This window comes from Variovorax sp. YR266 (assembly GCF_900107295.1).
Classification (GTDB): domain Bacteria; phylum Pseudomonadota; class Gammaproteobacteria; order Burkholderiales; family Burkholderiaceae_C; genus Variovorax.
In genome coordinates this window covers 103,905-128,448 of the sequence record NZ_FNPM01000011.1, presented here as the reverse complement: position 1 = coordinate 128,448, position 24,544 = coordinate 103,905, and the positions used below count along the sequence as shown (strand labels likewise).

The following is a 24,544-nucleotide window of genomic DNA, read 5'->3' as shown; positions in this document are numbered from 1 at the left end:
AGTGATGGATCAAGCCACGCGCTTGAGGTAACCGTCCGGCGCCACGCTGACGAGCAACTTGTTGTCCATGGCGCGGTCGATCTCGAAAGAGGCTGCATGGGTCTTGAGGAATTCGTGAACCGCCGTCTTGGGGTTATCGCCAGGGCCCCAGGGCCGGTCCGGGAACATGCTCTCAGGCAGATCTTCCACGACGGTGTCGAACACGACGCAATAGCTGCCGACCGTCACCATCGGCGCGTAGGCCCGCAACTCGTCGAGAACGTGGGCATGGGTGTGGTTGCTGTCGAGACACACCAGCACGCTGCGCTTTCCGGATGCGACTGTGCGAACCTTCTCGATCACGTCCGTCGCGATGCTGGAACCCTCGATCATCGAGATGCGCTTGACCATCGGATGCGTCTCGATAGCCTTGCGGTTGTGCGCACGGATGTCGATATCGATTCCGAGCACCTGCGCATCGGCAGGGCCTCCGCATGCGGCATTCAGCTCGAGCATGGCCGCGGAGAAGATGAGCGACCCGCCGTGTGCAATTCCGGTTTCGATGATCAGATCGGGTTGCACGCGCCAGATGATCTCCTGCATTGCCACGATGTCCTGCGGATACTGGATGATCGGGCGGCCCAACCAGGAGAAGTTGTAGGAATAGCCAGCCTGAATGGAAGACTTCATCAAGGCCTTTGCATCGCCCTGCAAGGTCTCGTTGGTTTCGTTGGCTGCTACGCGCGCCGTTACTTCAGCTTCAAATGTCATTCTGGTCTACCTTAACAAGACGAAACCTGCCGCGAGACTGATTCGCGATCTCGCCGAAATAGTTGGAGTTCATCACAAACACGAGGGAATCCGGCGGCAGCATCTGCAACGCGTCTTCCGGCGACACGATCTTCAGCCCAGTGCCCGCCATGTATCTGTTTTGCTTGATGGGGTTGATGTCCACCGCCACATCGAACTCGATGCCTGCGGCCCGCAGATGGTGAGAAAAAATGACGCCTTTGGAGGAGGCACCCCAGATAGCCTTCGGGCCCGGGGTCGCCCGCGCGAGAGCCTTGCTCTGCTCGATGCCCGAGAAGAAGCTCCCCGGCAACTCGACCTGGTCCTGCAACTCCCCAGCCGGCTGCCGCAACGACGCGAGATCGGCCACCACGTAAAGATACTGTCCGCCAAACACGTGGCCCAATTCATCGATGCGCGTGAACATGCGCCGGAAATCGGCAGCCCGGAAGTAGTTCACATGCTCGTAGAAGATGTCGAACCACGCGCGCCGCTCGCAGATCCAATCGAAGCACGGCACCTCGATGTAGATCTTGCCTTGGCCTGCATTAGCTCGCGCAATGTCCTGCAGAAAACGCACTGGCTCCTGAATGTGCTCCAGCACATGCCGAAGCACGAGTGCATCTGCAGACAAGCCCAGCGACGGGGAGAACGGGGCCTTGATGGCGTGCGGGCTGTCTCCTTCGTAAGCGGGGTCGATTCCCGTTGCATCGTAGCCTGCCGCTCTCAGATGATTCAGGAAATAGCCTTTGCCGCAGCCGACCTCGATCAGCGATGGAGTCTGAAAGTGGCGCCGGATGATAGACAAGACCGCATCCAGATGCTCCCGAAAAACCGATGAACACGCCTGCTCGTTCTGGTAGTCGGCGTCGTAGGTCAGCAGGTCCGGGTCGAACTCCCGGTTGAAGACCAGGCCGCTGCTCAGGTCCTGGACGAGGACCATGTTGCCTTGCGGCGAAGCCATTCCTGAGGAGGCTCTGTCAAACACCCGATTTTGCAAGACCGGCAAGCCCTCGATGCGCAAGAGTTCGTGCTGCATCAGCGCGCCTCCGTCAACTGCAGCAACTTGGCATTGCTGCCCCAGAACGCCATCGGCTCATAGCTCGGATAGGGAAAGTGCCCCAGGGCAAGCTTCATCGGCACGCCCAGCGCCTCTCGCCAACCCTCGACAAGTGATCGCACCGACGTCGGCCGGCCCGAGCAGACGTTCACGATGCCGTTGCCCGACGCTGTGCGAGCCAGCAGAGACAAATAGCGCGCGACATCTTCCGCTGGAAGATAGTCACGCAATTGCTCTCCGCCGGACATCCGGAATTCAGCATCGCCGCGCGCCTGAGCGGCCATGAACTGGCTGTACAGCGCCCCTGCCGCCTGTCCCTCGCCATACATATAGAACAGACGAGCCCAGGTCAACTTGACCCCTATATCTGCGGCAAGGAACTCGAGTTCCCGCCTCAAGGCATCCTTGGCGAAGCCATAGGGGTTGCGGGGATCGGGCAGCAGCGATTCAACCAATTCGCCGGATTGCATGCCGTACTCAAAGCAGGTGCCCGCGCACACCAGCGTCGAAAGGCCGGAGGTCATGAGTCGCTCGAGAAACCGGTATTGCTCAGACAGGTGCGTTTCGAAATGATGCCTCGACTGGTAGTTCGGCAGTCCGCTCCAGGCCAGGTGGATCAGTACATCGGGGCGCCCGAGCATGGTGAATGCGTCAGCGGGTGCCGCTGCCAGGTCGATGCTCACATGACGGACACCCGGCTGCATCCACGAGCCGGGTGTCTGGCGTGACACGGCCACGACCTCGGCATCGCCGGCATCGGCCAGCACCCGCAACACATGGCGCCCCACAAAACCGCTTGCTCCGGTAACTGCGATTTTCATGGTCACAGAACCTCGAGCCGTGGAACCGCACAGACGAATTGGCCGCCCCATTCGCGAATGTAGGCAAGCTGATTCATCACTTCCACCTTGAGATTCCAAGGCAGGACAAGCACGTAGTCAGGTTGCTCACGCTGCAAGCGGGCTTCGTCGACGATCGGAATCCGGCTGCCCGGCATGTATTGGCCCTGCTTGGCGGGATTGCGGTCGACGACCCAGGGAAGCAGACCAGGCCGTATACCGGCATAGTTGAGCAAAGTGTTTCCCTTGGCAGCCGCGCCGTAGGCAGCCACGCGTTTACCGGTCTTGCGTGCTTCGATCAGGAAAGTCACGATACCGTCCCGTATGTCGTCCGCGCGTGCCTGAAAGCCCGCGTAGTACGCCGCCGTTTCGACGCCTGCTTCGGCTTCGGTGTTCAGCAGTCTTTCCACACGAGGCTCGATCAGACGCAAGCCCCGATCGCTGCGCTGTGCGTAGACCCGCAGACTTCCTCCATGCGTGGCAAGCTCCTCCACATCGAAAATTCTCAGCCCATTGGCTTCGAACAATCGGCGCACCGCAGCCAGGGACAGGTAGGAAAAATGCTCGTGGTAGATCGTGTCGAACTGGCAACCGGACACCAGCTGCATCAGATGCGGAAACTCGAAGGTGGCCACACCGTGAGGCTTCAGCAGCTTGGCAAAGCCGGAAACGAAATCGTTGACGTCCGGCACGTGCGCAAGCACGTTGTTGGCGGCGACGAGGTCGGCCGCTTTTCCCTCGGCAACGAATTGCTCGGCCAATGCGACACCGAAGAACGATTCGACGATCTCCAACCCTTTGGCCCGCGCCGCCCGCGCGGTGCTCGCCGTCGGTTCGATACCAGTGCACGGGACGCCAGCCTGCTGCACGTATTGAAGCAGATAGCCGTCGTTGGCTGCCACTTCGACGACGTGCGATGCCGACGACAGCCCGAAGCGTTGCACGACTTCGTCTACATAGCGTTTGCTGTGGGCCAGCCAGCTCGTCGAGAACGAGCTGAAGTAGGCATAGTCGCTGGAGAAGAGCTCCGCATAGTGCGCATAGTCTTCCGTCTGTACCAGCCAGCATTGCGTGCACGTGAACACACGCAGCGGATACCACTTCTCTGGCGCGGCAAGCTGCGCCGCATTCAAGTATGCGTTCGAAGGAGGCGAGGCCCCCAGGTCCATCAATTGCAGTGAGAGCTCCGCATGGCAATGGCGACATTTCATATCAGATACCGCCGAATTCAGGGGTGAGGCAGGCATGCGCGGCATCGCGTTGCGACACCTCTGCAAAAGACAGCGGCCACGCAATGGCAAGCATCGGATCGGCAGGATTCAAACCACCTTCCGCGCTTTGAACATGGGGCGTCGAGTGAAGGTACAACAATTCTGCGTCATCGGTGAGGGTCTGGAATCCATGTGCGAATCCCTTGGGAATGAACAGGCTGCGACCGTTCTCAGCGCTGAGCCTTTCCGCATGCCAGTGAAGAAAGGTCGGTGAGCCTCTGCGTATATCGACCGCAACGTCGAAGATCTCGCCGCGCAGGCAACTGACCAACTTGTCTTCGGTATGGGGCGGGTACTGGAAATGCAATCCTCGCACGGAGCCGCAGCGCCGCGTCATCGTGTGGTTCATCTGTGCAACTGGCTGCGTGAAACCGACATGCGCCAGCTCCTCGGCACAGAAGAAGCGACTGAAGAATCCGCGCGAATCCTCAAGCTTCCGCCGATGGATCAGCTTCAGGCCATCCAGCGCCGTGGAGTCAACGACGAATCTAGCCATGCGCCGCCGCGCCTTCATGTGTCTCGATTTGCGAAAGGCAGACCTTCTGCATGTCATTGCTCCCGCGCCAGGCACGGTCCCATGCCACAGTCTTGTCGAGTGCCTCTTCGAGCCCCCAACGCGGTTGCCACCCGAGCACGCTCTTCGCTTTGCTGCTGTCGAGCTTTAGATAGCCTGCTTCATGCAGGGCCGACTCATCGGTTTCCCGCCACTGCGCTCCTTCGACTTTGCTCACCAGCCGATCCAGCAGTTGTCGCACGGGCACGGCATCCTCATCGGCCGGGCCAAAATTCCACGCAGCTGCGAACTGCGGATCTTCTTCCGCCAGCCGCTCGGCAAGCAACAGGTAGCCCGACAGAGGCTCCAGCACATGCTGCCAGGGCCGCGTCGCGCCCGCATAGCGCACCTCGAGTGGACGACGGGCATGGGCCGCACGAAAGAAGTCCGGCACCAGCCGATCATCGGCCCAATCCCCGCCACCAATCACGTTTCCCGCCCGAGCGGTGGCAACCGCTATGCCAGCCTGCGTCAGAAAGGAAGCCCGATACGCGGCCGTGACAAGCTCCGCGCAGGCCTTGCTGCTGGCATAAGGGTCGGAGCCACCCAATGCTTCGCCTTCGCGATAACCCCAGACCCACTCCCGGTTGTCATAGCACTTGTCCGTCGTGACATTCACGATGGCACGCACATCCTTGCACGAGCGCACTGCCTCCAGGAGGTTGACCGTTCCCATGACGTTGGTGGCATATGTCTCCACCGGCGCATGATAAGACTGGCGAACCAGAGGCTGCGCTGCCAAGTGGAAAACGATTTCCGGATCAGCTGCTCGCAAGGCTTGCAGCACGGCCTCACCATCGCGAACATCGGCAACGACGTGGCTCTGCAGTAAATCGGTGACACGTGCCACCGAGAACAGGTTGGTCGGCGTCGGTGGCGCCAACGCATAACCGTGGACTTCAGCGCCCAGGCTGCGCAGCCACAGTACCAGCCAACTGCCTTTGAATCCAGTGTGCCCTGTCACCAGCACCCGCTTGCCCTGCCAGAATGCGCGGTTCACGACCACACCTTCCAGGGCGCAGCATTGCTGGCCCACAACTGCTCGAGGTGCGTCTTGTCGCGTAGCGTATCCATCGGCTGCCAGAAGCCTCCGTGCTCGAATGCCATCAACTGACCGTCTCGTGCGATCTGGGCGAGCGGTTGCCCCTCCCAACTGGATTGATCCCCCTCGATGTAGTCGAGGCATTTCGGAGAGAGGACGAAGAAGCCGCCATTGATCCAGCCGCCGTCGCCGCGGGGCTTCTCGATAAATCCCCGCACCACATCGCCATCCCTTTCAAGAGCGCCATAGCGCCCTGCGGGCTGGACTGCCGTCACCGTCGCCAGACGACTGTGCGCGCGGTGGAAGTCGATCAGCTGATCGATTCGCAGGTCCGCAACACCGTCTCCGTAAGTGAAGCAGAACGCCTCTTCGTCCTTCAGGTAGTCACCCACCCGCTTCAAGCGCCCGCCAGTGAGGGTTTCGTCGCCGGTATCGACCAGCGTGACCTTCCAGGGCTCGGCCTTGCGCTGATGCACGTTCATCTCGTTGCTGCGCATATCGAAGGTCACGTCGGACATGTGGAGGAAGTAGTTCGCAAAGTACTCCTTGATCACATAGCCCTTGTAGCCGCAGCAGATGATGAAGTCATTGATGCCGTAGGCCGAGTAGAGCTTCATGATGTGCCAAAGCACGGGCTTCGCACCGATTTCAACCATCGGCTTGGGTTTGAGGTGGGTCTCTTCCGAGATGCGTGTGCCCAACCCGCCGGCAAGAATGACTGCTTTCATCGTTTTGACTTCGCGATTCGAAAGAAAGAAAAGATCCTGACGGCCCCTATAGCTGTCAGCACGCGATGAAAGCCCCCAAGCCCCGCGTCTTCGCTCGGGGCGCTATGCGGCAGAGGGAGGCTTTCTGAACAAACTGAGCGCTTTGCGCACCAACCGTTTCGGAACATAGCGCAACGAACCCATGCGTTGGGCCTCGCCGAGGCTGTGCTCCAACTGCGCACATGCTTCTCGCCAAGCTTGTGCCTGTGACACAAGATCGGCCGTATTGGCAGCCGCAGCGGTGAGGTCGACATGCGTCTGACGGCGGGTTTCAGCCGCCTCGTGATGCGCACGCAACGCGCTCTGTCTTTCCGCCTCGACCTGTGCACGCATGTCGGGCAGCGATGGGAGATCGAACGGAATAGCCTGCCTGTCGATACCGAGCAGCGACGTCGTCAAGCTGACCGCACCCGAAACATCCTTGACGCCAAACGGCGCTGCATCCAGGCTCAACGTGACACCGTCAAATCCAAACCGGCTAGGGCGGAACGTGTGGGCAGACGCGGGCGGCAAGTCCGGTGCCTCAGTGTCGAACCATTGCAGTAACTCGGCACAGTCGGCAATCGAGGCCCGGATGATCTGCCGCACCTCGGCACGCTCCTGGGGATCTGTTTCCAGTATCGCCCCCAGATAGCGCTCGGTGATCGCCTTTCGATCCAGCACCAGCGTGTCGTCATTGGGAAAGAGCGCGTCCTTCGCATGGAGAAAGGAGTCGGCAACATGAACGGGGGCGAGGATCATCTTGTCCGGTACGAGTGGATGCCTCCGATAGCCGAAGGCCTCATTCAGTCGCGAGAAATCGCTCGCTATCGCGGTCTTCTTTTCTTTCATCAGCGTCGCCACACCATTGCTGGCATGCGAGAGACCCGCGATATTCATAGGCGTGCTGATCGACAGATAGGACCCCACCAGATACCCGAAGCCGAAGCCGGAGTAGATGTCGGGATAGACGTTCAGAAAAACGCGCCCCGTTGCCTCTCGATGCTGCGCAATCAGATCGCGGTGAATGGCCGAGCAATAGATCATTGGCAGCGAGTCGGTGCCATCCTCGAACCGGATCACTTTGGCGATCTGCGCCCGTCCGTCGATCTCGGTGATTGTTCGGGACAGCGTGATGGCGAGGAGGTTCGCTTCGCCTTCGACTCCGATCGTTGGCCAGGTATAAATTCCGCGTTGCCAACGCATGGCCTTGGCCCCCGTGCGCGAAGCGAGGCGATCCAGTTCGCGCAACGCGTAGGGCATGAGCCCATCGTCATCACCGAGCACCGTAACGTATTCGCCGCGCACCTGGCTCAAACCGCGCTCCCAATTGGCGCTCATTGCCAAAGGGCGTTCAGGTGGCAAATACCGGATGCGCGAAGAGGCTGCCACGGCGACGATCTCAGCCACCTGCGCCGCTGCGGCCGGATCGCTGTTGTCGCAGACCAGAATCTCGTAGTCATCGAAATCCTGATCGAGACAGGTCGCCAGTGAATGGCGCAGGGTCTCGGGACGGTTGCGCGTCGGTACGACGATGCTGAACCGTGGAGTGGCGAGCATCGAGTACTTCGACATTAAGAACGGACTTCTTCGCTCAGCAAATGCCTGAGGTACTTGCCATATCCGCTCTTGGCCAGAGGCGTCGCCAGCTTCTCGAGTTGCTCACCCGTGATGAACCCATTGCGCCATGCGATTTCTTCGGGGCAGGCGATCTTGAGCCCCTGCCGATGCTCCAGCGTCGCAATGAACTGCCCCGCTTCCAGCAGGCTGTCGTGCGTGCCCGTGTCCAGCCACGCATAGCCACGCTGCATGATTTGCACATTCAGCTGATCGCGATCCAGGTAGGCTTGGTTCACCGCAGTGATCTCCAGTTCCCCACGTGCGCTTGGCTTCACAGCCTTGGCGATGTCGACCACCTGGTTGTCATAGAAGTACAGCCCCGTCACCGCATAGCTGCTCTTGGGCTTCAGCGGCTTCTCCTCGATGCTGCTCGCCTTGCCCTCGGCATCGAAGGCCACCACGCCGTAGCGCTCGGGATCATGGACGTGATACGCGAACACCGTGGCTCCGGAGGTCTTCGTGTCTGCATCGGACAGCAGATGCACGAAGTCGTGCCCGTAGAAGATGTTGTCCCCCAACACCAGCGCGCTGGACGAATTTCCTACGAACTTGTCCCCGATGATGAACGCCTGCGCGAGCCCGTCAGGACTGGGCTGCACCGCGTACTGCAGGTTGATCCCCCACTGGCTCCCATCGCCCAGCAACTGCTGGAACCGCGGCGTGTCCTGCGGCGTGCTGATGATCAGGATGTCGCGCATGCCGCCCAGCATGAGCGTGCTGAGCGGGTAGTAGATCATCGGCTTGTCGTACACCGGCAGCAGCTGCTTGCTGAGCGCCAGGGTCGCGGGGTGCAGGCGGGTGCCGGAACCACCGGCCAGGATGATGCCTTTGCGTTGCGTCGTCTTGGTCATGTTCTTTTTCTCGTGAAAGTTCAAAGAATCTCGCGCAGCATGCGCGCGACGCCTTCCTGCCAGGGCGGCAGGCGCAGGCCGAACGTGGCCTGCAGCTTGGTGGTGTCCAGGCGCGAGTTGTGCGGGCGCTTTGCCGGGGTCGGGAAGGCGCTGGTCGGCACGGCCTCGACGGCCTCCGGGCCGGCCTTGAGTTCGACACCCGCCGCCTTGGCTTGCTCGATCACGAAGCGCGCATAGCCGTACCAGCTGGTCTCGCCACCAGCGATGGCGTGATAGAGGCCGGCCTTGGCCGGATCCTGCAGCGTCGCCCGAATGGCATGCGCCGTCACGTCGGCCAGCAGCTCCGCACCCGTGGGCGCGCCGAACTGGTCGTCGATGACGGTCAGCTTGTCGCGCTCCTTCGCCAGCCGCAGCATCGTCTTGGCGAAGTTGCCGCCGCGCGCCGCGTACACCCAGCTGGTGCGGAAGATCAGGTGCTTCGCGCAGTTCTGCGCCACCAGTTGCTCGCCTTCGAGCTTGGTGCGCCCGTACACGCTGAGCGGACCCGTCGCATCGTCTTCCTTCCAGGGCTTCGTGCCGCTGCCGTCAAAGACGTAATCAGTCGAGTAGTGAACCATCAGCGCGCCGATCTGCTGGGCCGCCTCGGCCACGATTCCCGGCGAGGTCGCGTTGAGCTTGCGCGCAAAGTCAGGTTCGCTCTCGGCCTTGTCGACGGCCGTGTGCGCCGCCGCATTGACGATCACGTCGGGACGCACCTTCAATACTGTCTCGGCCAATTGCTCCGGCCGGCTGAAGTCAGCGTTGAAATCCGTGCTGTCGAAGTCGAGCGCGACCAGTTCACCCAGGGGCGCCAGGCTGCGCTGCAGCTCCCAGCCGACCTGTCCGCCCTTGCCCAGCAGCAGCAACTTCATGCCGCAGCCTTCGTCGTGTCGTATTGCTTCTCGACCCACTCGCGATACGCGCCGCTTTGCACGTTGCGCACCCACTCGCCGTTCGCGAGGTACCACTCGACGGTCTTGCGGATGCCGGTGTCGAAGGTCTCGGCGGGCTTCCAGCCGAGCTCGGCCTCGAGCTTGCGCGCATCGATGGCATAGCGGCGGTCGTGACCGGGACGGTCGGTGACGTAGGTGATCTGTTCCTTGTAGGGCTTGCCGTCGGCCCTGGGGCGCAGCTCGTCGAGCAGCGCACACACGGTGTTGACGATCTCGATGTTGGGCTTCTCGTTCCAGCCGCCCACGTTGTAGGTCTCGCCCAGCTTGCCGGCTTCGAGCACGCGGCGGATGGCGCTGCAGTGGTCCTTCACGTAGAGCCAGTCGCGCACCTGCATGCCGTCGCCGTACACGGGCAGGTTCTTGCCGGCCAGTGCGTTGACGATCATCAGCGGGATGAGCTTCTCCGGGAAGTGGAAGGGGCCGTAGTTGTTGGAGCAGTTGGTGGTCAGCACCGGCAGGCCGTAGGTGTGGTGCCAGGCACGCACGAGGTGGTCGCTGGCAGCCTTGCTGGCCGAGTAGGGGCTGTTGGGCTCGTACTTGTTCTCTTCGGTGAAGGCGGGGTCGGTCTTCGACAGCGAGCCGTAGACCTCGTCGGTGGACACGTGCAGGAAGCGGAAGGCCGTCTTCTGCTCGGCTGGCAGCGCGCTCCAGTGGCCGCGCACGGATTCGAGCAGGCGGAAGGTGCCAAGCACGTTGGTCTGCACGAAGTCTTCGGGGCCGTGGATGGAGCGGTCCACGTGCGATTCGGCGGCGAAGTTCACGACTGCACGCGGCTTGTGCTCAGCCAGCAGGCGGTCGATGAGGGCGCTGTCGCCGATGTCGCCCTGCACGAAGATGTGTTTCGGGTTGCCCTTGAGCGACGCGAGGGTCTCGAGGTTGCCTGCGTAGGTCAGCTTGTCGAGGTTCACGACCGGCTCGTCGCCGTTGGCGATCCAGTCGAGTACGAAATTGGCGCCAATGAAGCCAGCGCCGCCGGTAACCAGGATCATGAAGTCCCCTGCTGATATATGGAACGATCGCCTTGCGGCAAATCAACAGGCGATTATCCCATTCGGCCAGAGGAGAGAAATCAAAGGTTGGCGCCCGCGCAAGCCCCGCCTACAATCGCCCCACTGCAGGAGAGCGGGCCACCCCGGTGGCCCTACCGAAGGCGCAAACTCCCATAAACGCTCAGGTCGGTCCGAACAAGGGACCTGTACTGCACCAACTGAAACGCCGTCTGGAGAGCCATCACACCGCCCAACGTGGTCGTGATGCACCGAAGGAGCAAACCCTCTGCGGGCGCAGCGGGTGAATCTCTCAGGTACCGAGGACAGGGGGAGCGGCAACTTGGACTACGGTCGTCCGGTTGCTTTGCTATTTATTCAATAGCACACCACGCCCGTCGTTCAAGCGCTGCAACCTCAAAGGTACTTGAAATGCGCGTGATCGTTCTTGGCGCCGGCCTGCTCGGCGTGACCTCGGCTTACTACCTCCAGCAACTCGGCCACGAAGTGACCGTGATCGACCGGCAGGCCACCCCGGCCGCCGAAACCAGCTTCGCCAACGGTGGGCAGATCTCCGTCAGCCACGCCGAGCCCTGGGCCAACCCCAGCGCACCGCTCAAGGTGCTGCAATGGCTGGGCAAGGAAGACGCCCCGCTGCTGTTCCGCATCCGCGCCGACATGCGCCAGTGGCTCTGGGGCCTCCAGTTCCTGCGCGAATGCACGCCGGCGCGCACCCGCCACAACATCGAGCAGATCGTGCGTCTCGGAACATACAGCCGCTCGATGTTGCAACAGTTGCGCCGCGACACCGGCCTGAACTACGACCAGCGCACGCAGGGCATCCTGCACTTCTACACGACGCAAAAAGAGTTCGACGGCGCCCTCGCGCCCGCCGAGCAGATGCGCGCCCTGGGCTGCGAACGCCAGGTCATCTCGGCCGACGAAGCCGTGAAGATCGAGCCCGCCCTCGCCCACATCCGCCCGAAGCTGGCCGGCGCCACCTACACGGCCGAGGACGAGTCCGGCGACGCCAACCGCTTCGCGCGCGAACTGGTGGGCCTGGCCACCGCGGCGGGCGTGAAGTTCCTGATGAGCCACACCGTGACCGCGCTGCGCGAAGCCGGCGGCAGCATCGATCACGTCGAAGCCACCGATAGCGAAGGCCGCTTCCAGCGCATCCGCGGCGACGCCTTCGTGCTGGCAATGGGTTCATTGAGCCCGCTGTATGCCGCGCCGCTGGGCATTCGCCTGCCGATCTACCCGGCCAAAGGCTATTCGGTGACGCTGCCCGTCAAGGACGCGTCGAAGGCCCACCAGGTCTCGCTGACGGATGACGAATTCAAGCTCGTGTTCTCGCGCTACACCTCGGAGTCGGGCGACCGCCTGCGCATTGCCGGCACGGCCGAGCTCAACGGCTATGACCGCGACCTGAACCGCGTGCGCTGCGAGGCCATCGTGCGCCGCGTCGAAGAGCTGTTCCCCGGCGCCGGCGACACCACGCAGGCCCAGTTCTGGACCGGCCTGCGCCCCGCCACGCCGAGCAACGTGCCGCTGATCGGCAAGACCAGGCTGCCGAACCTGTTCCTCAACACGGGCCACGGCACGCTCGGCTGGACGCATGCCTGCGGCTCGGGCAAGTCGATCGCGCGGATCGTGAGCGGGCTGGCGCCTGAGGTGGATTTCGCGTTCACGGGTATCGCTCCCGCGAGCCGCACCGGTGCGGCTCGCGCTCACTCCACAAGCGCATCCTGAAGCGAGACGCTCGCAGCCTCACTGTCATTCGCCACGACCACTTCGGCCTTCAACAGCCGAAGTCCGAAGCCGAGGCAGCGGGCGTCGACGCTTTCGGATATGTCGCAAGGCCGGTGGGCGCCGCTCACGACAAGCTCGACAGCCAGGAACGGCCTGGCGCGCAATTGCTGCACATCCAGATCGCAGGACAAGGTCAGTGAATCGCCCGCCCTGGCAGCCTGGCAAGCCCTGCCATTGATTTGGACCTCCAGTGCAACCCGCGTGCTCCCGCTCGGTTGATAGAGTGCACCCGCCACGCTAGTTCGTAGCTGCCCGGTTGCAGGGAGCTTCGTGGTGTCGAGCACGAACAGCAAGGCAGCCTTCTCCCCCGAACTCCAAACACCCCAGACTTCCGGCTCGTGCCAGCCGGACAACAGCCCCCCCGCATAGGGGCTCCCGCTTCCGAACTGGACATCTTCGCCCAGCGCCACCTTCGGGCTCGAGCGCAGTCCCGCGGCGTCGAGCTGAAGGCCCCAGCGAAACCCGAATGCCCGATCCACCATGTCCGCGTTTGCAGCCGACATGACTGTGGAATAGCGCTTCCGGGGCATCAGAAAGAACGGCAGGCGCACTCGGCCGACGATGTCCCTCATCACAGGAAGGGAGGCAATTTCGCTTCCAACGGGAATCCAATCCGTACATCCATCTGGAAGATGCGCGGCGTTATTTCTATCTGGCTCGGCGAGCATTTCTTTTCGGCGACCAAAATACTCCGCTTCAGTTAATGCGCCCGATGAAATTCCTGCGAAGAATTCAATATTTTCGGCACAAAACATTGCGTAGATATTGGATTCGATTTTTATCGCGTTCGGTATGCGCCTCAACAGGTCGTCGAGCAGCACCGTATTTTCTTGATACGGATGAGGCTTGATTGCCAGGACGTCCACTTCAGCCGCGAGATCTGCAACCCTCTCAGCGACATCCGCTGGACGCACAAGTCGGCCATTGCTGACGAGGGCCAGGTCAACCTCCGTCTGCCCCAAAAAAACGCCCACCCTGGAATCGCGGCAAAGCAAGGCACCGTCGCCTCGCCGCGAGAACATCGCCTTCATTCCAATCGCTGCGCTTTGAAATGCCTCATCCGGAGTTTGGATTTTCGAAAGAATGCGGGAAATCCGCCGGCTATTGGTTCGCACGCCCAGCTGGAGGTGCCTGGAAAATCGCAGCGGATGCACCTCCACATCAATGAATACCGCGCCGCGGGAAGCGATGTATTTCAACAGTGAGGGAGGCATTCCCCATCCAATGACCAGGCTCCGTTCGCCAAATCCGCGAACTTCACATCCGTTGAATGCAGGCTGCAGATCGGCAATGGCGGCGCTCGCCCACCCTTCCACCGCTCGGGGCAAACCCAGCGAATCCATCATGAGCCCGACAGGAATTCGCCCTCCATTGGAGGTGGGGTACTCCTCGCGCATTGGAATACCGAGAGATTGGCCCGCGAAATCAAAAAGTCCCCGAAGAAAGCGTCTATTGGATGGATGAGATTGAAGCCCAGCCTCTTCCGATCGAAAGAAATCATCCAGAAAAATGACCTCATCAAAAGACAAATAGCTCATCGCGCGGGGAAATTCGATCTCGACTTGGGTAGAAGCATGACATTAAAAATAACGCCAAAGTATTATTTTTCATACACCGGCTTTCGCGCGCAGCGCTTCGCCAGCGGTCTTTATGACAACTTGATTACATCAAATAACAATTACCCCTTCGTTAGGCGACTGAATTCGCGCCAACCAAGACCCGAAGTTGGGGGAGCATCTTGTTGCTGGCGTACTGTCTCGCCGCGACTTGGGCCAAGTCGATTTCAGGGGGCGCCTCGGTGGTCAGGGCCCGAGGCAAGCGAACGGACGACCGCGCGTCGCCTGTCAATCCGCCGCAGTGAACACCGTCAGCACCCCGGTATAGCCATACAGGTGATGCCGGGCAATCTCGCCCGCAGCGAAGAACCCGACCAGCGGCACGTCGCCCAGCGCGTGCCGCACGATCTGCAACTCAGCGCCCGGTGCGCCGAAATGCGGCCCGCCGCGCCCCGAGCAGCTCACGTACACCGCCCCTGCGATGCGCCGTGCGGGATGCGGCGCCGCCTCGGCCTCGCCCGCCGCCACGGCGCGCGCGGTGGCGAGCGTCTGCTCCTCGGGCTCCAGCTCCTCGCGGATTTCCGCGCAGATGCGCATCAGGTCGGCCCGCGCGGCCTGCGCGTTGCGGCGGCAGAAGGTCAGCCGCATGCCGGCCTCGGCCACATCGGCAATGGCGATGCCGCGCCGCGTCGGGTCCAGCCCGATGATGTGGCGCACCAGCACGTCGGCGCCCAGGTCGCCGGTGCGGCGGATGCCGTCGCTACCGGCATCGGCCAGGCCGACCAGCGTGTTGCGCACGGCGTCGATGGCCTCCTGCGGCCGTTCGAGCGACACCTGCAGATCGGCCAGCAGCACGTCGAGCGCCGGCTCGCCGTCGAGCTTCAGCAGCAGATTGCCGTCGGCCTCGGTGATCTCGCGCTCGCGCACCGCCCCCGAGCGCAGCGGCTGGCAGCCCTGCGTGACGCGCGACACCAGCCGCACGCCTTCGCCGAACACCACGCCCGACAGGCCGCCCGAAAACACCCCACCCGCCGCTCCGTGCCCGCGGATGTTGCCGTTGCCGCCGACTGCGAACTGCAGCGCGCTGCCGCGCCCCGAAGACAGCCCGCCGAACAGATAACCCGTGTCAGTGCGCCCCGCCATCTCGGCGATCAGCTCGGCCAGGTCGGGCGTTGCCGGGTCGGCATGCACCAGCGCCGTGTGCGCCTCGAAGCCGCTCATTTCGGAATTGCCCAGCGGCGCCACGCCCGAGAACACGCGGTACTGGTCGCTCGGCAAAGCGCAAAGCATCAGGCTCATGCCGGGTTCGTCGAAGTACTCGGCGTTGTTGGCCGACACGCCGATGCCGACGGTGCCCGACCAGTCGGTCACTTCGGGCAGCTCGGCGCTCAGGTGGTCGAGGATGTCCTGCGCCTCGCTCGCATAGTGGTCGGTGATGTAGAGCAGCCCCAACGTCGGCGACGAGGCGTAGTCGGGCAGGGCCATCTGTGCGCGCAACTGGGCCAGCACGAGGCCGGCCGCCATGCGCCATTGCGGATGGGTGGCGTGACCGGAGGGAAACAACTTCATGATGCGTGCCAACCCGTTCTCTTCAACAAATGGATGTGTATGACGTCAGCGCCGGGCGGAGGTTCGCTTGCGCGCGGCGGTCGACGTCTTCTTTTTGGCAGCCGGCGCTGCAGCCTTCTTGGCCGCAGCAGGCTTGCGGGCGGCCGTTGTTGCCGGCTTGCCCATGACCTTGCCGACCGCATCGGCCAGCGGCTGGGCCATGGCCGGCACCTTCAGCTGGGCCGCGTCCTGCAGCGCCGAGCTGGCGATCTGCTGGAACTGTTCGGTGAGCGAGCCCCACCACTGCATGGGATCGACCACGCCGGCGCCATCGGCCGCCGCGGCCTTCGCCTTGGCCGAAGCCGGCCTGCTGCGCGGCTTCGTCGGTGCTGGAGCCTCTTCTTCGGGCATCTCGTCCTCTTCCTCGACCTCTTCGGGTTCGGGCTCCGGAGCTGCCGCGGCAGGCGCCGGCGCCATCGCGGCTGCCTGCTTGGTGAACGCGCTGGCGATGTCTTCCATCCGCACGTTCATGCCGCGCAGCGTCGACAGCGTCATCTTCTGCACTTCGAGCGCCTGGATCGTGGCCTTCAGGGCATGGCCGTTCTGCTCGAGCCAGTACTGCACCGTCTTGAGCTCCTGGATGCGCTTGTCGACCTCTTCCACGCTCAGCGTGGGAGCCACCCAGCTCGCAAGGCTCGGAATCCCTGGCACCGAACCGGCGCCGGTGCCTGCTGCGGCGCCACCGGCGAGGTTCTTCAGGAAGTCGAATCCGGGGACGAACTGGCTGAAGTCGAAGGGCTTGCTGGCGGTGCTCATGCGGGTAGTCTCCTGGGTGGGTTTTCTTGTATTGCCAGCTTACTCCAAGCCTCCGGCCTTTTGGCCCGGACCTCCTCGCCTTTTACCTGCCATCAGAGCTCGCTTCGGACCTTGCTGAACACCTTCCAGAAGGTCGCATCCTGCGACGTGGCGAAGTTGATCCGCATCATCGTGCTTGGCGGCCGGCGCGCATGGAACAGCGAGCCCGGCGCCAGCAGGTAGCCTTGGTCGAGCATGCGCTGCGTCAGCGCGTCGGTGTCCACACCCGTATCGACCCAGCCGAACAGCCCCGCGGGCTCCGAGGCGAAGGTGCAGCCGTGGGACATCGCCAGCTTCACCGCCCGCCCCCGTGCCCCGTCGAGGCGGATGCGCACGCGCTCCGAATGCCGGCGCAGCTGCCCCTGGTCGATGCACCACGACAACGCCCGCTCGAACAGCGTGGGTGAGGTGAGCGTGGCCAGCAGCTTGGTTTCGAGCAGCCGCTCCTTCAGCGCCGGGGGCGCGGCCAGGAAGCCGATGCGCCAGTTGGGCGCCAGGATCTTGGCAAAGCCGCTCACGTAGATGGTGCGCTGCAGCCCGTCGAGCGCGCTGAGCCGGGTGGCGTGCTCGGGCGCGAGGTGGCTGTAGGTGTCGTCCTCGACGATGTGGAAGTCGTATTCGTTGGCCAGCTTCAGCACTCGATGCGCGCTGCCCGGCGTGAGGCTGTAGCCGGTCGGGTTGTGCAGCACGCTCACGCTGACGAAGAGCTTGGGTTGGTGCAGCGCGCAGTACTGCGCCATCACCTCCAGGTCGGGCCCATCGGCGCGCCGCGGCACCGGCAGGATGCGCATGCCCAGCGCCTCCAGCCGCGCGAACTCCAGCGCCCAGCCCGGCTCCTCGACCATCACCGGGTCGCCCGCGCGCAGCAGCGTGCGGCTCACGATATCCAGCGCATGCGTGGCGCCGATGGTGGTCACTATCTGGTCGGGCGATGCCGGCACGTTGATGCCCACCAGCTTCTGCGAGAGGCTGCGCCGCAGGCTCATGTCGCCGGCCGGCTCGCCGTACTGGAGCGACAGCTCCTGCAGGGCGGCTGTACTGGTCATGCGCCGCACGGCCGTAGGCATGAAGGTGGACGACATCCAGTCCGGCGGAAACACGCCCATGCCCGGCTGCGGCTTGTCGCTCGGGCGGTGGAACATGCTGCGTATCAGCGAGCTCGCGTCGGCCGGTATGCGCGAGGCCATCATCTGCACCGCCATCGCCGCCGGCATGCCGCTCGCGCCACCGGCGTCCGCGCCGTGGTTCGGACGGCCGTCCTGTACCGGTGCCGAATCCCGCACATAGAAGCCGCGCTGCCGGCGGGCCTCGACCAGCCCCTGCGCCAGCAGCTGGTCGTACGCGGCGACGACGGTGTACGGGCTCACGCCCTGCTGCCGCGCGCATTCGCGCACCGAGGGCAGGCGAGCGCCGGGCGGCAGCAGGCGGGTGCGGATGCGCTCGGCCAGGCGGTCGGCCAGTTGCCCCGTCAGCGACTGGGTGGAGGTGCGTGTCAGCATGCGTTGTTTTGGGCTGTGCCGGCTTCTGTGTCGAAGGAGTGACCAATACAGATTGCCCGATTGTTCGACCAACTGTACTGGAACTGTAATGGTCTCAAGTTTAGAGTGTGTGTCATGAACTGGCAAGAATTCACCGCGCTGCTGGTGCTGGCCACGGCGATGAGTTTCTCGCCCGGCCCCAACACCACGCTCTCCACCGCCCTGGCGGCCAACGGCGGCCTGCCGCGCGCCATGCGCTTCGTGGTTGCGGTGCCCGTGGGCTGGACGCTGCTGCTGGCGCTGTGCGCCGCCGGCATCGGCGCGCTGGTGGTGGCAATGCCTTCGCTGCGCCTGGCCATCAAGGCGCTGGGCATCGGCTACCTGCTGTGGCTCGCGTACAAGCTCAGCGGCAGCGCCACGCTCGGCAAGGCCGACGGCGCCAAGCTGTCTGTAGGCTTCGGCCAGGGCGTGATGCTGCAGTTCGTGAACATCAAGGCCTGGCTGCTGGCGCTCACGCTGGTGGCCGGCTGGATCGCCGGGCAGCCCGATGCGCTGCGCCGCTTCGCCATCGTGGCGCCGGTGATGCTGACCTATGCCTTCATCAGCAACTTCGCCTACGCACTGGTCGGCGCGCTGCTGCGCGAATGGCTGGCCAAGGGTTCGCGGTTGCTGTGGTTCAACCGCGCGATGGGCCTGGTACTGGTGCTCACGGCCTGGTGGATGGTGAGCGTATGAAGCTCGCCATGAAAGACGAGACGCTGGGCATGTGGCTCGGCGTCGTAGGCGTGGCCATGTTCGCCGTCACGCTGCCGATGACGCGCCTGGCCACCGGCACGCAAGACGCACCGCAGCTGTCGCCGTGGTTCGTCACGCTCGGGCGCGCGGCGCTGGCGGGCGTGCTGTCGGCCATCTTCCTGCTGGTGACGCGCTCGCCGCGGCCTGCAGTGCACCAGTGGACGCCGCTGGCCTTCGCGGTGCTGGGCAATGCCATCGGCTTTCCGCTGCTGCTGGCCTATGCGCTGCGCGTGGTCACGGCCAGCCATGCGGCGGTGGTGACTGCCCTGCTGCCGCTGGTCACGGCCGCCGTCGCGGCCCTGGTGCTGCACCAGCGCGCGCGGCTCGGCTTCTGGCTCTGCGCCATTGCGGGCAGCCTGCTGGTGGTGGCGTTCTCGGTGCTGCGCGCGAGCCAGAGCGGCCATGGCTTCGGCTTCGAATGGGCCGATCTGCTGCTGGTCGGCGCGGTCATTGCCGCCTCCATCGGCTACATCTACGGCGCGCAGGTCACACCGTCGCTGGGAGCCGAGCGTGTGATCTGCTGGGTCTGCGTGATGGCGCTGCCCTTCACGCTGCCGGCCGCGCTGGCGCTGTGGCCGCAACAACCCATTGCCACAACCTCGTGGCTGGGCTTCGTCTACGTCGGCACGTTCTCGATGTGGATCGGCTTCTTCGCCTGGTATCGCGGCCTGGCCCTGGGCGGCGCGCTGCGCGTGAGCCAGACCCAGCTGCTGCAGCCCTTTCTCTCGATCCTCGCGTCGATCCCCCTGCTGGGCGAGCCGCTCGACATGGTCACGCTGGGCTTCGCCGTCGCGGTGGTGGCCACGGTGGTCATCGGCAAGCGCCTCTCGCAGCCGCAAGACAACAAGGCCCGCGTCGTATACCGTGGCGACATCCAGCCGGATTGAGCGCCGCCACGCCTGCCCGCATCATTCGAATCTCACCTCACCGCCTGAAAGAAGAAAGCCATGAACTGGAAACTCGCCGCCCGCGCCGCCAAGATGAATCCCTCGGTGCTGCGCGAAATCCTCAAGGTCACCGAGCGCCCCGGCATCATCAGCCTGGCCGGCGGCCTGCCCTCGCCCAAGACCTTCCCGATCCAGGCTTTTGCCGACGCCTGCGCCGAAGTGCTGCACAACGACGGCCAGGCCGCCCTGCAGTACGCCGCCAGCGAGGGCTACGCGCCGCTGCGCCAGGCCGTGGCCGACATGCTGCCGTGGGACGTCGATGCCTCGCAGGTGCTCATCACCACCGGCTCGCAGCAGGGCCTCGACCTGGTCGCCAAGGTGCTGATCGATCCGGGCAGCAAGGTGCTGGTCGAAACGCCCACCTACCTCGGCGCGCTGCAGGCCTTCGGCCCGATGGAGCCGCACCCCGTGGGCGTGGCCAGCGACGATGACGGCGTGATCGTCGAAGACCTGGTGGCCAAGGCCAAGGACGCACGCTTCGTCTACCTGCTGCCCAACTTCCAGAACCCCACCGGCCGCACCATGACCGAAGAGCGCCGCGCCGCCGTGTCGGCCGCCGCTGCGGCAGCCAACCTGCCGATCGTCGAGGACAACCCCTACGGCGAACTCTGGTTCGACGAAGCCCCGCCGCTGCCGCTGGCCGCGCGCAACCCCGAAGGCGTGATCTACCTGGGCTCGTTCTCGAAGGTGCTGGCCCCCGGCCTGCGCCTGGGCTTCCTGGTGGCGCCCAAGTCGATCTACCCCAAGCTGCTGCAGGCCAAGCAGGCGGTCGACCTGCACACGCCGATCTTCACGCAGCGCATGGTCTCGGCCGTGATGAAAGACAAGTTCCTCGACCGCCACGTGCCCACCATCCGCGCCCTCTACAAGCGCCAGCGCGACGCGATGATCGCCGCGCTCAAGCGCGAGATGGCCGGCCTGGACGTGAAGTTCAACGCGCCCAAGGGCGGCATGTTCCTCTGGGCGCGCCTGCCCGAGGGCATCGACACCGTGACGCTGCTGCCCAAGGCGGTGGAGCGCAACGTGGCCTTCGTGCCCGGCGCGCCGTTCTACGCGGGCGAAGGCGATCCGCGCACGCTGCGCCTGTCGTTCGTGACGGCCAGCGTCGAAGAAATCGACACCGCCATCGCCGCGCTGGCGCAGACGCTGCGCGAAGAGCTGGTGCTGCTCGGCGACAAGAAGCTGGCCGCCGCACAGGCCTGAAAGCACAAACCAGGAGCCTCCCTTGATCGGCCTTGCAACGCTGTCGCTCTTCCTGCTCGCGGTTCTGGCGCTGTTCCTGTCGCCCGGCCCGAACATGGCTTTCGTGCTCTCGCACGGTGTGGCCCATGGCCCGCGCGGCGGTTTTGCGGCGGCCATCGGCATCTCTGCGGCCGACCTGGTGCACACGCTGTTCGCGGCCACCGGCGTCACCGCGCTAGTGGCCGCGTGGCCGCCTTCGTTCGACGTGCTGCGCTATGCGGGGGCGCTGTACCTGGTGTGGCTGGCGGTGCAGGCGCTGCGTGGTGGTGGCGGACTTCGCATCGGCGCGCAGGCGCAGCCTGCCGGCTTCGGCCGCATCGTGCGCATGGCACTGCTGAACAACCTCGTCAATCCGAAGGCGCTGCTGTTCTTCATGGTGTTCCTGCCGCAGTTCGTCGATCCCTCGCGCGGCAGCGTGCCGCTGCAGCTGGTGCAGCTCGGCGTGGTGCTGTCGATGGCCGCGCTGGCCTTCAACACGCTGCTGGGCGCGTGCAGCGGCCAGGTCGGCCGCTGGCTGCACAACCGGCCCGGCGCGGCGCTGTTCCAGAGCGGCCTGCTGGCCGCCGTGATGCTGGGGCTGGCCGTGCGCCTGCTCTTCCTCGATCGTCCCTCGCCCCGCTGAAGCGGGCAGCAAAGAAAAGATAGAAAGAAACCGACCATGCTCAACATCTGGGGCCGCATCAGTTCGATCAACGTCCGCAAGGTGGTGTGGTGCGCGCAGGAGCTCGGGCTCGACTTCCAGCGCACCGAGGCCGGCGGCAAGTTCGGCGTGGTGCAGACGCCTGAGTACCTTGCGCTCAACCCGAATGCGATGGTGCCCACCATCGACGACGGCGAAGGCGCCGAGCGCGTGACGCTCTGGGAGTCGAACGTGATCGTGCGCTACCTCTGCGCGAAGCATTCGCACGGCAACTTCTACCCGAGCGAGCTGCCCGCGCGCTTCGACGCCGAGCGCTGGATGGACTGGCAGCAGACCACGCTCAACCGCACGAGCCGCGACGCCTTCATCCAGTGGGTGCGCACGCCGCCGTCGGAACGCCAGAGCGCGCTCATCGAGGCGTCCGTCCGCGACAGCGAAGCGCTGTTCTCGATGCTCGACGCGCATCTTGCGAGCCAGCCGTACATGGCCGGCCAGCGCTTCACCATGGCCGACATCCCGGTTGGCTGCGAGGCGCACCGCTGGTTCAACCTGCCGGCTGCCGAATACCGCAGGCCGAACTGGCCGAACGTCGAACGCTGGTATTCAGAGTTGCTTTCCCGCCCGGGCACGCGCGGCGTGCTCGACCTTCCCCTCGAATGAATCCGATGAAATCCCGCCCCTTCAAGCAAGTCGACGTCTTCACCGCCACCGCCTACTACGGCAATCCGCTCGCGGTGGTGATCGATGGCCAGGACCTCGACGACGCCGCCATGCAGCGCTTTGCGCAATGGACCAACCTGTCCGAAACCACCTTCCTGCTGCCGCCCACCGATCCGGCCGCCGACTACCGCGTGCGCATCTTCACGCCCGGCGGCGAGCTGCCCTTTGCCGGCCACCCGACCATCGGCAGCTGCCATGCGTGGCTGCAGGCCGGCGGCAAGCCCAAGGCTGCAGGCCTGGTGGTGCAGCAATGCGGCGCCGGCCTCGTGCCCCTGCGGCGCGACGGCGAGCGCCTGGCATTCGCCGCGCCGCCCCTGAAGCGCAGCGCCCCGAGCCCCGCGCTGCTGGCCAAGGTGGCCGGTGCGCTGGGCCTGAAGGCGCAGCAGGTCATCGCGGCGCAAGTGCTCGACAACGGTCCGGTCTGGTTCGGCCTGCTGGTCAACGACGCCGACGCCGTGCTGGCGCTGCAGCCCGACCACCGCGCCCTGAAGGAGCTGGGCGTGAAGGCCGGCGTGGCGGGCGTGCCCGCGGCGCACGACACCGCGCTGCTCATCGGCCGCTCGAACCGCGAGGCGCGCGCCTTCGGCAACCGGCCCGCTACCCCGAACGAAGACGGCGCGAAGATCGACCTCGAGGTGCGCGCCTTCGCCGAGCCTATCGGCGTGCAGGAAGACCCGGTCACCGGCAGCCTCAACGCCAGCCTGGCCGAATGGCTGATCGCCGACGGCCACATGCCCGAGCGCTACCTTGCCGCGCAGGGCCAGTGCCTGGGACGCGCGGGCCGCGTCTACATCGAGCGCGATGCCGAAGGAAAGATCTGGGTCGGCGGCGACGCCGTGACCTGCGTCGACGGCCACGTCACGCTATAAGCGCAACGCCCGAGGCCTGCCATGCACGCGCAACTCGACCACCTCGTGATTGCCGCCGCCTCGCTCGCCGAGGGCGTGGCCTGGTGCGAGGCAACGCTCGGCGTCACGCCGGCACCGGGCGGCTCGCATCCGCTGATGGGCACGCACAACCGCCTGCTGAACATCGCAAGCGACGCCTTCCCCGCGGCCTACGCGGAAATCATCGCGATCGAGCCGGGCAAGCAGCCCTCGCGCCCCAAGACGCACCGCTGGTTCGACCTCGACGACGCCGCGCTGCAGGCCGGGCTCGCACAGCATGGCCCGAAGCTGATCCATTTCGTCGCCCGCGTGCCCGACGCGCATGCGGCAACGCGGGCGCTCGCGCATGAAGAGCATGCGCACATCGATCGCGGCCAGTTGCTCGAAGCCTCGCGCGACACGCCCGCCGGCCGGCTCGAATGGCAGATCACCGTGCGCGACGACGGCCAGCGGCTGTTCTATGGCGCACTGCCCACGCTCATCCAATGGGGCCCGGTGCACCCCACCGATGCCATGCCGAAGTCTGACCTCGCCATGCGCTCGCTGCGCGCCGTGCACCCGCGCGCGCCCACGCTGGTCGCCGCGCTGTCGGCCATCGGCATGACCGGCATGGACATCAGTGCCGGCCCGCCCAATCTCATCGCCGTGCTCGACACGCCGCGCGGCCCCGTCACGCTCGAATCGCAAGGACTCTGACCCGATCATGCTGAGCCTCACCGAAATCGCCTGGTTCGCCCTCGCCTCGCTGCTGCTGGCGCTCACGCCGGGGCCGAACATGATCTATTGCGTCTCGCGCACGCTGGTGCAGGGTCGACGCGCGGGGCTCATCTCGCTGGGCGGCGTGCTGCTGGCGTTCCTGGCGCACCTGTTTGCCGCGGCGCTCGGGCTCACCGCGCTGCTGCTGGCCGTGCCACTGGCGTTCGACGCGATCCGCATCGCCGGTGCGGCCTACCTGCTGTGGCTCGCGTGGCAGGCGGTCAGGCCCGGCGGCAATGCACCCTTCGAGGCGCGCGCACTGCCGGCCGATCCGCCGGGCAAGCTGTTCCGCATGGGCTTTCTCACGAACCTGCTGAACCCGAAGGTGGCGATGTTCTATCTCTCGTTCTTTCCGCAGTTCATCCACCCCGAGCGCGGCTCGGTGCTGCTGCAGAGCATGCAACTGGGCATCGCGCAGATGGCGACCAGCGCCGTGGTCAACACGGTGATGATCGTCGGCGCCGCCAGCATCACGGCCGTGCTGTCGCAAAGCGCGGGCTGGCTGCGTGCGCAGCGCTACATCATGGGCAGCGTGCTGGCCGCGCTGGCCGTTCGCGTGGCACTCACCGAACGCAAGTAA

At 64.6% G+C, this 24,544-nt stretch carries 24 protein-coding genes and 2 riboswitches; of the genes, 9 read left to right on the top strand and 15 right to left on the bottom strand.

The genetic code is table 11. The features are described from left to right. Window positions 1-9 precede the first annotated feature (9 nt). From BLW48_RS26005 to rfbB, 11 genes are all read right to left on the bottom strand, one after another. Entirely contained in the window at window positions 10-750 is a 741-nt protein-coding gene (locus BLW48_RS26005; RefSeq protein WP_093178320.1) for a cephalosporin hydroxylase family protein, read from the bottom strand. Further along, window positions 740-1,807 (bottom strand): class I SAM-dependent methyltransferase, encoded by a 1,068-nt coding sequence (locus tag BLW48_RS26000; protein WP_093178318.1) that lies wholly within the window; start codon window positions 1,805-1,807, stop codon window positions 740-742. Before BLW48_RS26000 ends, BLW48_RS26005 begins: the two co-directional genes overlap by 11 nt. Next, entirely contained in the window at window positions 1,807-2,649 is an 843-nt protein-coding gene (locus BLW48_RS25995) for an NAD-dependent epimerase/dehydratase family protein (RefSeq protein ID WP_093178317.1), read from the bottom strand. The genes BLW48_RS26000 and BLW48_RS25995 overlap by 1 nt, the downstream gene beginning before the upstream one ends. A 2-nt stretch (window positions 2,650-2,651) precedes the next feature. Beyond that, window positions 2,652-3,878, bottom strand: coding sequence for a class I SAM-dependent methyltransferase (locus tag BLW48_RS25990; protein ID WP_093178315.1), 1,227 nt, complete (start codon window positions 3,876-3,878; stop codon window positions 2,652-2,654). 1 nt (window position 3,879) lies between these two features. Beyond that, a complete protein-coding gene (gene rfbC, locus BLW48_RS25985; protein WP_093178392.1) occupies window positions 3,880-4,434 on the bottom strand; it encodes a dTDP-4-dehydrorhamnose 3,5-epimerase in 555 nt (184 codons plus the stop codon). After that, window positions 4,427-5,491, bottom strand: a complete 1,065-nt coding sequence (gene rfbG / locus BLW48_RS25980; RefSeq protein WP_093178390.1) for a CDP-glucose 4,6-dehydratase — start codon at window positions 5,489-5,491, stop codon at window positions 4,427-4,429. Before rfbG ends, rfbC begins: the two co-directional genes overlap by 8 nt. Beyond that, a complete protein-coding gene (gene rfbF / locus BLW48_RS35885) occupies window positions 5,488-6,261 on the bottom strand; it encodes a glucose-1-phosphate cytidylyltransferase (RefSeq protein WP_093178314.1) in 774 nt (257 codons plus the stop codon). The genes rfbG and rfbF overlap by 4 nt, the downstream gene beginning before the upstream one ends. A gap of 102 nt (window positions 6,262-6,363) precedes the next feature. Continuing rightward, complete coding sequence (locus BLW48_RS25970) at window positions 6,364-7,854, bottom strand: glycosyltransferase family 2 protein (RefSeq protein WP_093178312.1); 1,491 nt, start codon at window positions 7,852-7,854, stop codon at window positions 6,364-6,366. Beyond that, on the bottom strand, window positions 7,854-8,750 hold the full coding sequence (gene rfbA / locus BLW48_RS25965) for a glucose-1-phosphate thymidylyltransferase RfbA (RefSeq protein WP_093178389.1): 897 nt from the start codon (window positions 8,748-8,750) through the stop codon (window positions 7,854-7,856). Before rfbA ends, BLW48_RS25970 begins: the two co-directional genes overlap by 1 nt. Before the next feature lie 20 nt (window positions 8,751-8,770). Next, a complete protein-coding gene (gene rfbD / locus BLW48_RS25960; protein ID WP_093178311.1) occupies window positions 8,771-9,661 on the bottom strand; it encodes a dTDP-4-dehydrorhamnose reductase in 891 nt (296 codons plus the stop codon). Then, on the bottom strand, window positions 9,658-10,731 hold the full coding sequence (gene rfbB / locus BLW48_RS25955; RefSeq protein WP_093057257.1) for a dTDP-glucose 4,6-dehydratase: 1,074 nt from the start codon (window positions 10,729-10,731) through the stop codon (window positions 9,658-9,660). Before rfbB ends, rfbD begins: the two co-directional genes overlap by 4 nt. Window positions 10,732-10,847: 116 nt before the next feature. Beyond that, window positions 10,848-10,948: riboswitch (glycine riboswitch) on the top strand. Window positions 10,949-10,951: 3 nt separating this feature from the next. Beyond that, window positions 10,952-11,068, top strand: a riboswitch (glycine riboswitch). Between the two features lie 92 nt (window positions 11,069-11,160). Between rfbB and BLW48_RS25950 the strand changes: the two genes are divergently transcribed. Then, window positions 11,161-12,480 carry a D-amino acid dehydrogenase gene (locus BLW48_RS25950; protein WP_093178309.1) on the top strand — a complete coding sequence of 440 codons (1,320 nt, stop codon included), beginning with the start codon at window positions 11,161-11,163 and terminating at the stop codon, window positions 12,478-12,480. Here the strand turns inward: BLW48_RS25950 and BLW48_RS25945 are convergent. From BLW48_RS25945 to BLW48_RS25930, 4 genes are all read right to left on the bottom strand, one after another. Continuing rightward, a complete protein-coding gene (locus BLW48_RS25945) occupies window positions 12,459-14,078 on the bottom strand; it encodes a hypothetical protein (protein WP_143047784.1) in 1,620 nt (539 codons plus the stop codon). The genes BLW48_RS25950 and BLW48_RS25945 overlap by 22 nt on opposite strands. A gap of 306 nt (window positions 14,079-14,384) precedes the next feature. After that, window positions 14,385-15,665 carry an FIST signal transduction protein gene (locus BLW48_RS25940; RefSeq protein WP_093178387.1) on the bottom strand — a complete coding sequence of 427 codons (1,281 nt, stop codon included), beginning with the start codon at window positions 15,663-15,665 and terminating at the stop codon, window positions 14,385-14,387. Window positions 15,666-15,710: 45 nt separating this feature from the next. Further along, on the bottom strand, window positions 15,711-16,460 hold the full coding sequence (locus BLW48_RS25935) for a PhaM family polyhydroxyalkanoate granule multifunctional regulatory protein (RefSeq protein WP_093178306.1): 750 nt from the start codon (window positions 16,458-16,460) through the stop codon (window positions 15,711-15,713). A 92-nt stretch (window positions 16,461-16,552) separates the two neighbouring features. Continuing rightward, window positions 16,553-17,998: an aminotransferase-like domain-containing protein gene (locus tag BLW48_RS25930; RefSeq protein ID WP_093079220.1), complete on the bottom strand. Its 1,446-nt coding sequence runs from the start codon at window positions 17,996-17,998 to the stop codon at window positions 16,553-16,555. Window positions 17,999-18,112: 114 nt separating this feature from the next. Here BLW48_RS25930 and BLW48_RS25925 point away from each other — a divergent pair, with 114 nt between their 5' ends. Genes BLW48_RS25925 through BLW48_RS25890 form a run of 8 tightly spaced genes read left to right on the top strand, consistent with a single transcriptional unit; the run spans window position 18,113 to window position 24,544 of the window. Continuing rightward, window positions 18,113-18,712: a LysE family translocator gene (locus BLW48_RS25925; protein ID WP_093079222.1), complete on the top strand. Its 600-nt coding sequence runs from the start codon at window positions 18,113-18,115 to the stop codon at window positions 18,710-18,712. 8 nt (window positions 18,713-18,720) lie between these two features. Further along, the gene (locus tag BLW48_RS25920) at window positions 18,721-19,659 is read left to right on the top strand and encodes a DMT family transporter (RefSeq protein ID WP_371127569.1); all 939 of its coding nucleotides are present in this window, start codon (window positions 18,721-18,723) and stop codon (window positions 19,657-19,659) included. A gap of 60 nt (window positions 19,660-19,719) precedes the next feature. Then, window positions 19,720-20,922 (top strand): aminotransferase-like domain-containing protein, encoded by a 1,203-nt coding sequence (locus BLW48_RS25915; protein WP_093178303.1) that lies wholly within the window; start codon window positions 19,720-19,722, stop codon window positions 20,920-20,922. Between the two features lie 22 nt (window positions 20,923-20,944). Next, on the top strand, window positions 20,945-21,583 hold the full coding sequence (locus BLW48_RS25910; protein ID WP_093178302.1) for a LysE family translocator: 639 nt from the start codon (window positions 20,945-20,947) through the stop codon (window positions 21,581-21,583). 36 nt (window positions 21,584-21,619) lie between these two features. Further along, a complete protein-coding gene (locus BLW48_RS25905) occupies window positions 21,620-22,261 on the top strand; it encodes a glutathione S-transferase family protein (protein ID WP_093057249.1) in 642 nt (213 codons plus the stop codon). A gap of 5 nt (window positions 22,262-22,266) precedes the next feature. Beyond that, the gene (locus BLW48_RS25900; protein ID WP_176928856.1) at window positions 22,267-23,190 is read left to right on the top strand and encodes a PhzF family phenazine biosynthesis protein; all 924 of its coding nucleotides are present in this window, start codon (window positions 22,267-22,269) and stop codon (window positions 23,188-23,190) included. A gap of 21 nt (window positions 23,191-23,211) precedes the next feature. Beyond that, on the top strand, window positions 23,212-23,904 hold the full coding sequence (locus BLW48_RS25895) for a VOC family protein (protein ID WP_093178300.1): 693 nt from the start codon (window positions 23,212-23,214) through the stop codon (window positions 23,902-23,904). 7 nt (window positions 23,905-23,911) lie between these two features. Further along, window positions 23,912-24,544 carry a LysE family translocator gene (locus tag BLW48_RS25890; protein ID WP_093178298.1) on the top strand — a complete coding sequence of 211 codons (633 nt, stop codon included), beginning with the start codon at window positions 23,912-23,914 and terminating at the stop codon, window positions 24,542-24,544.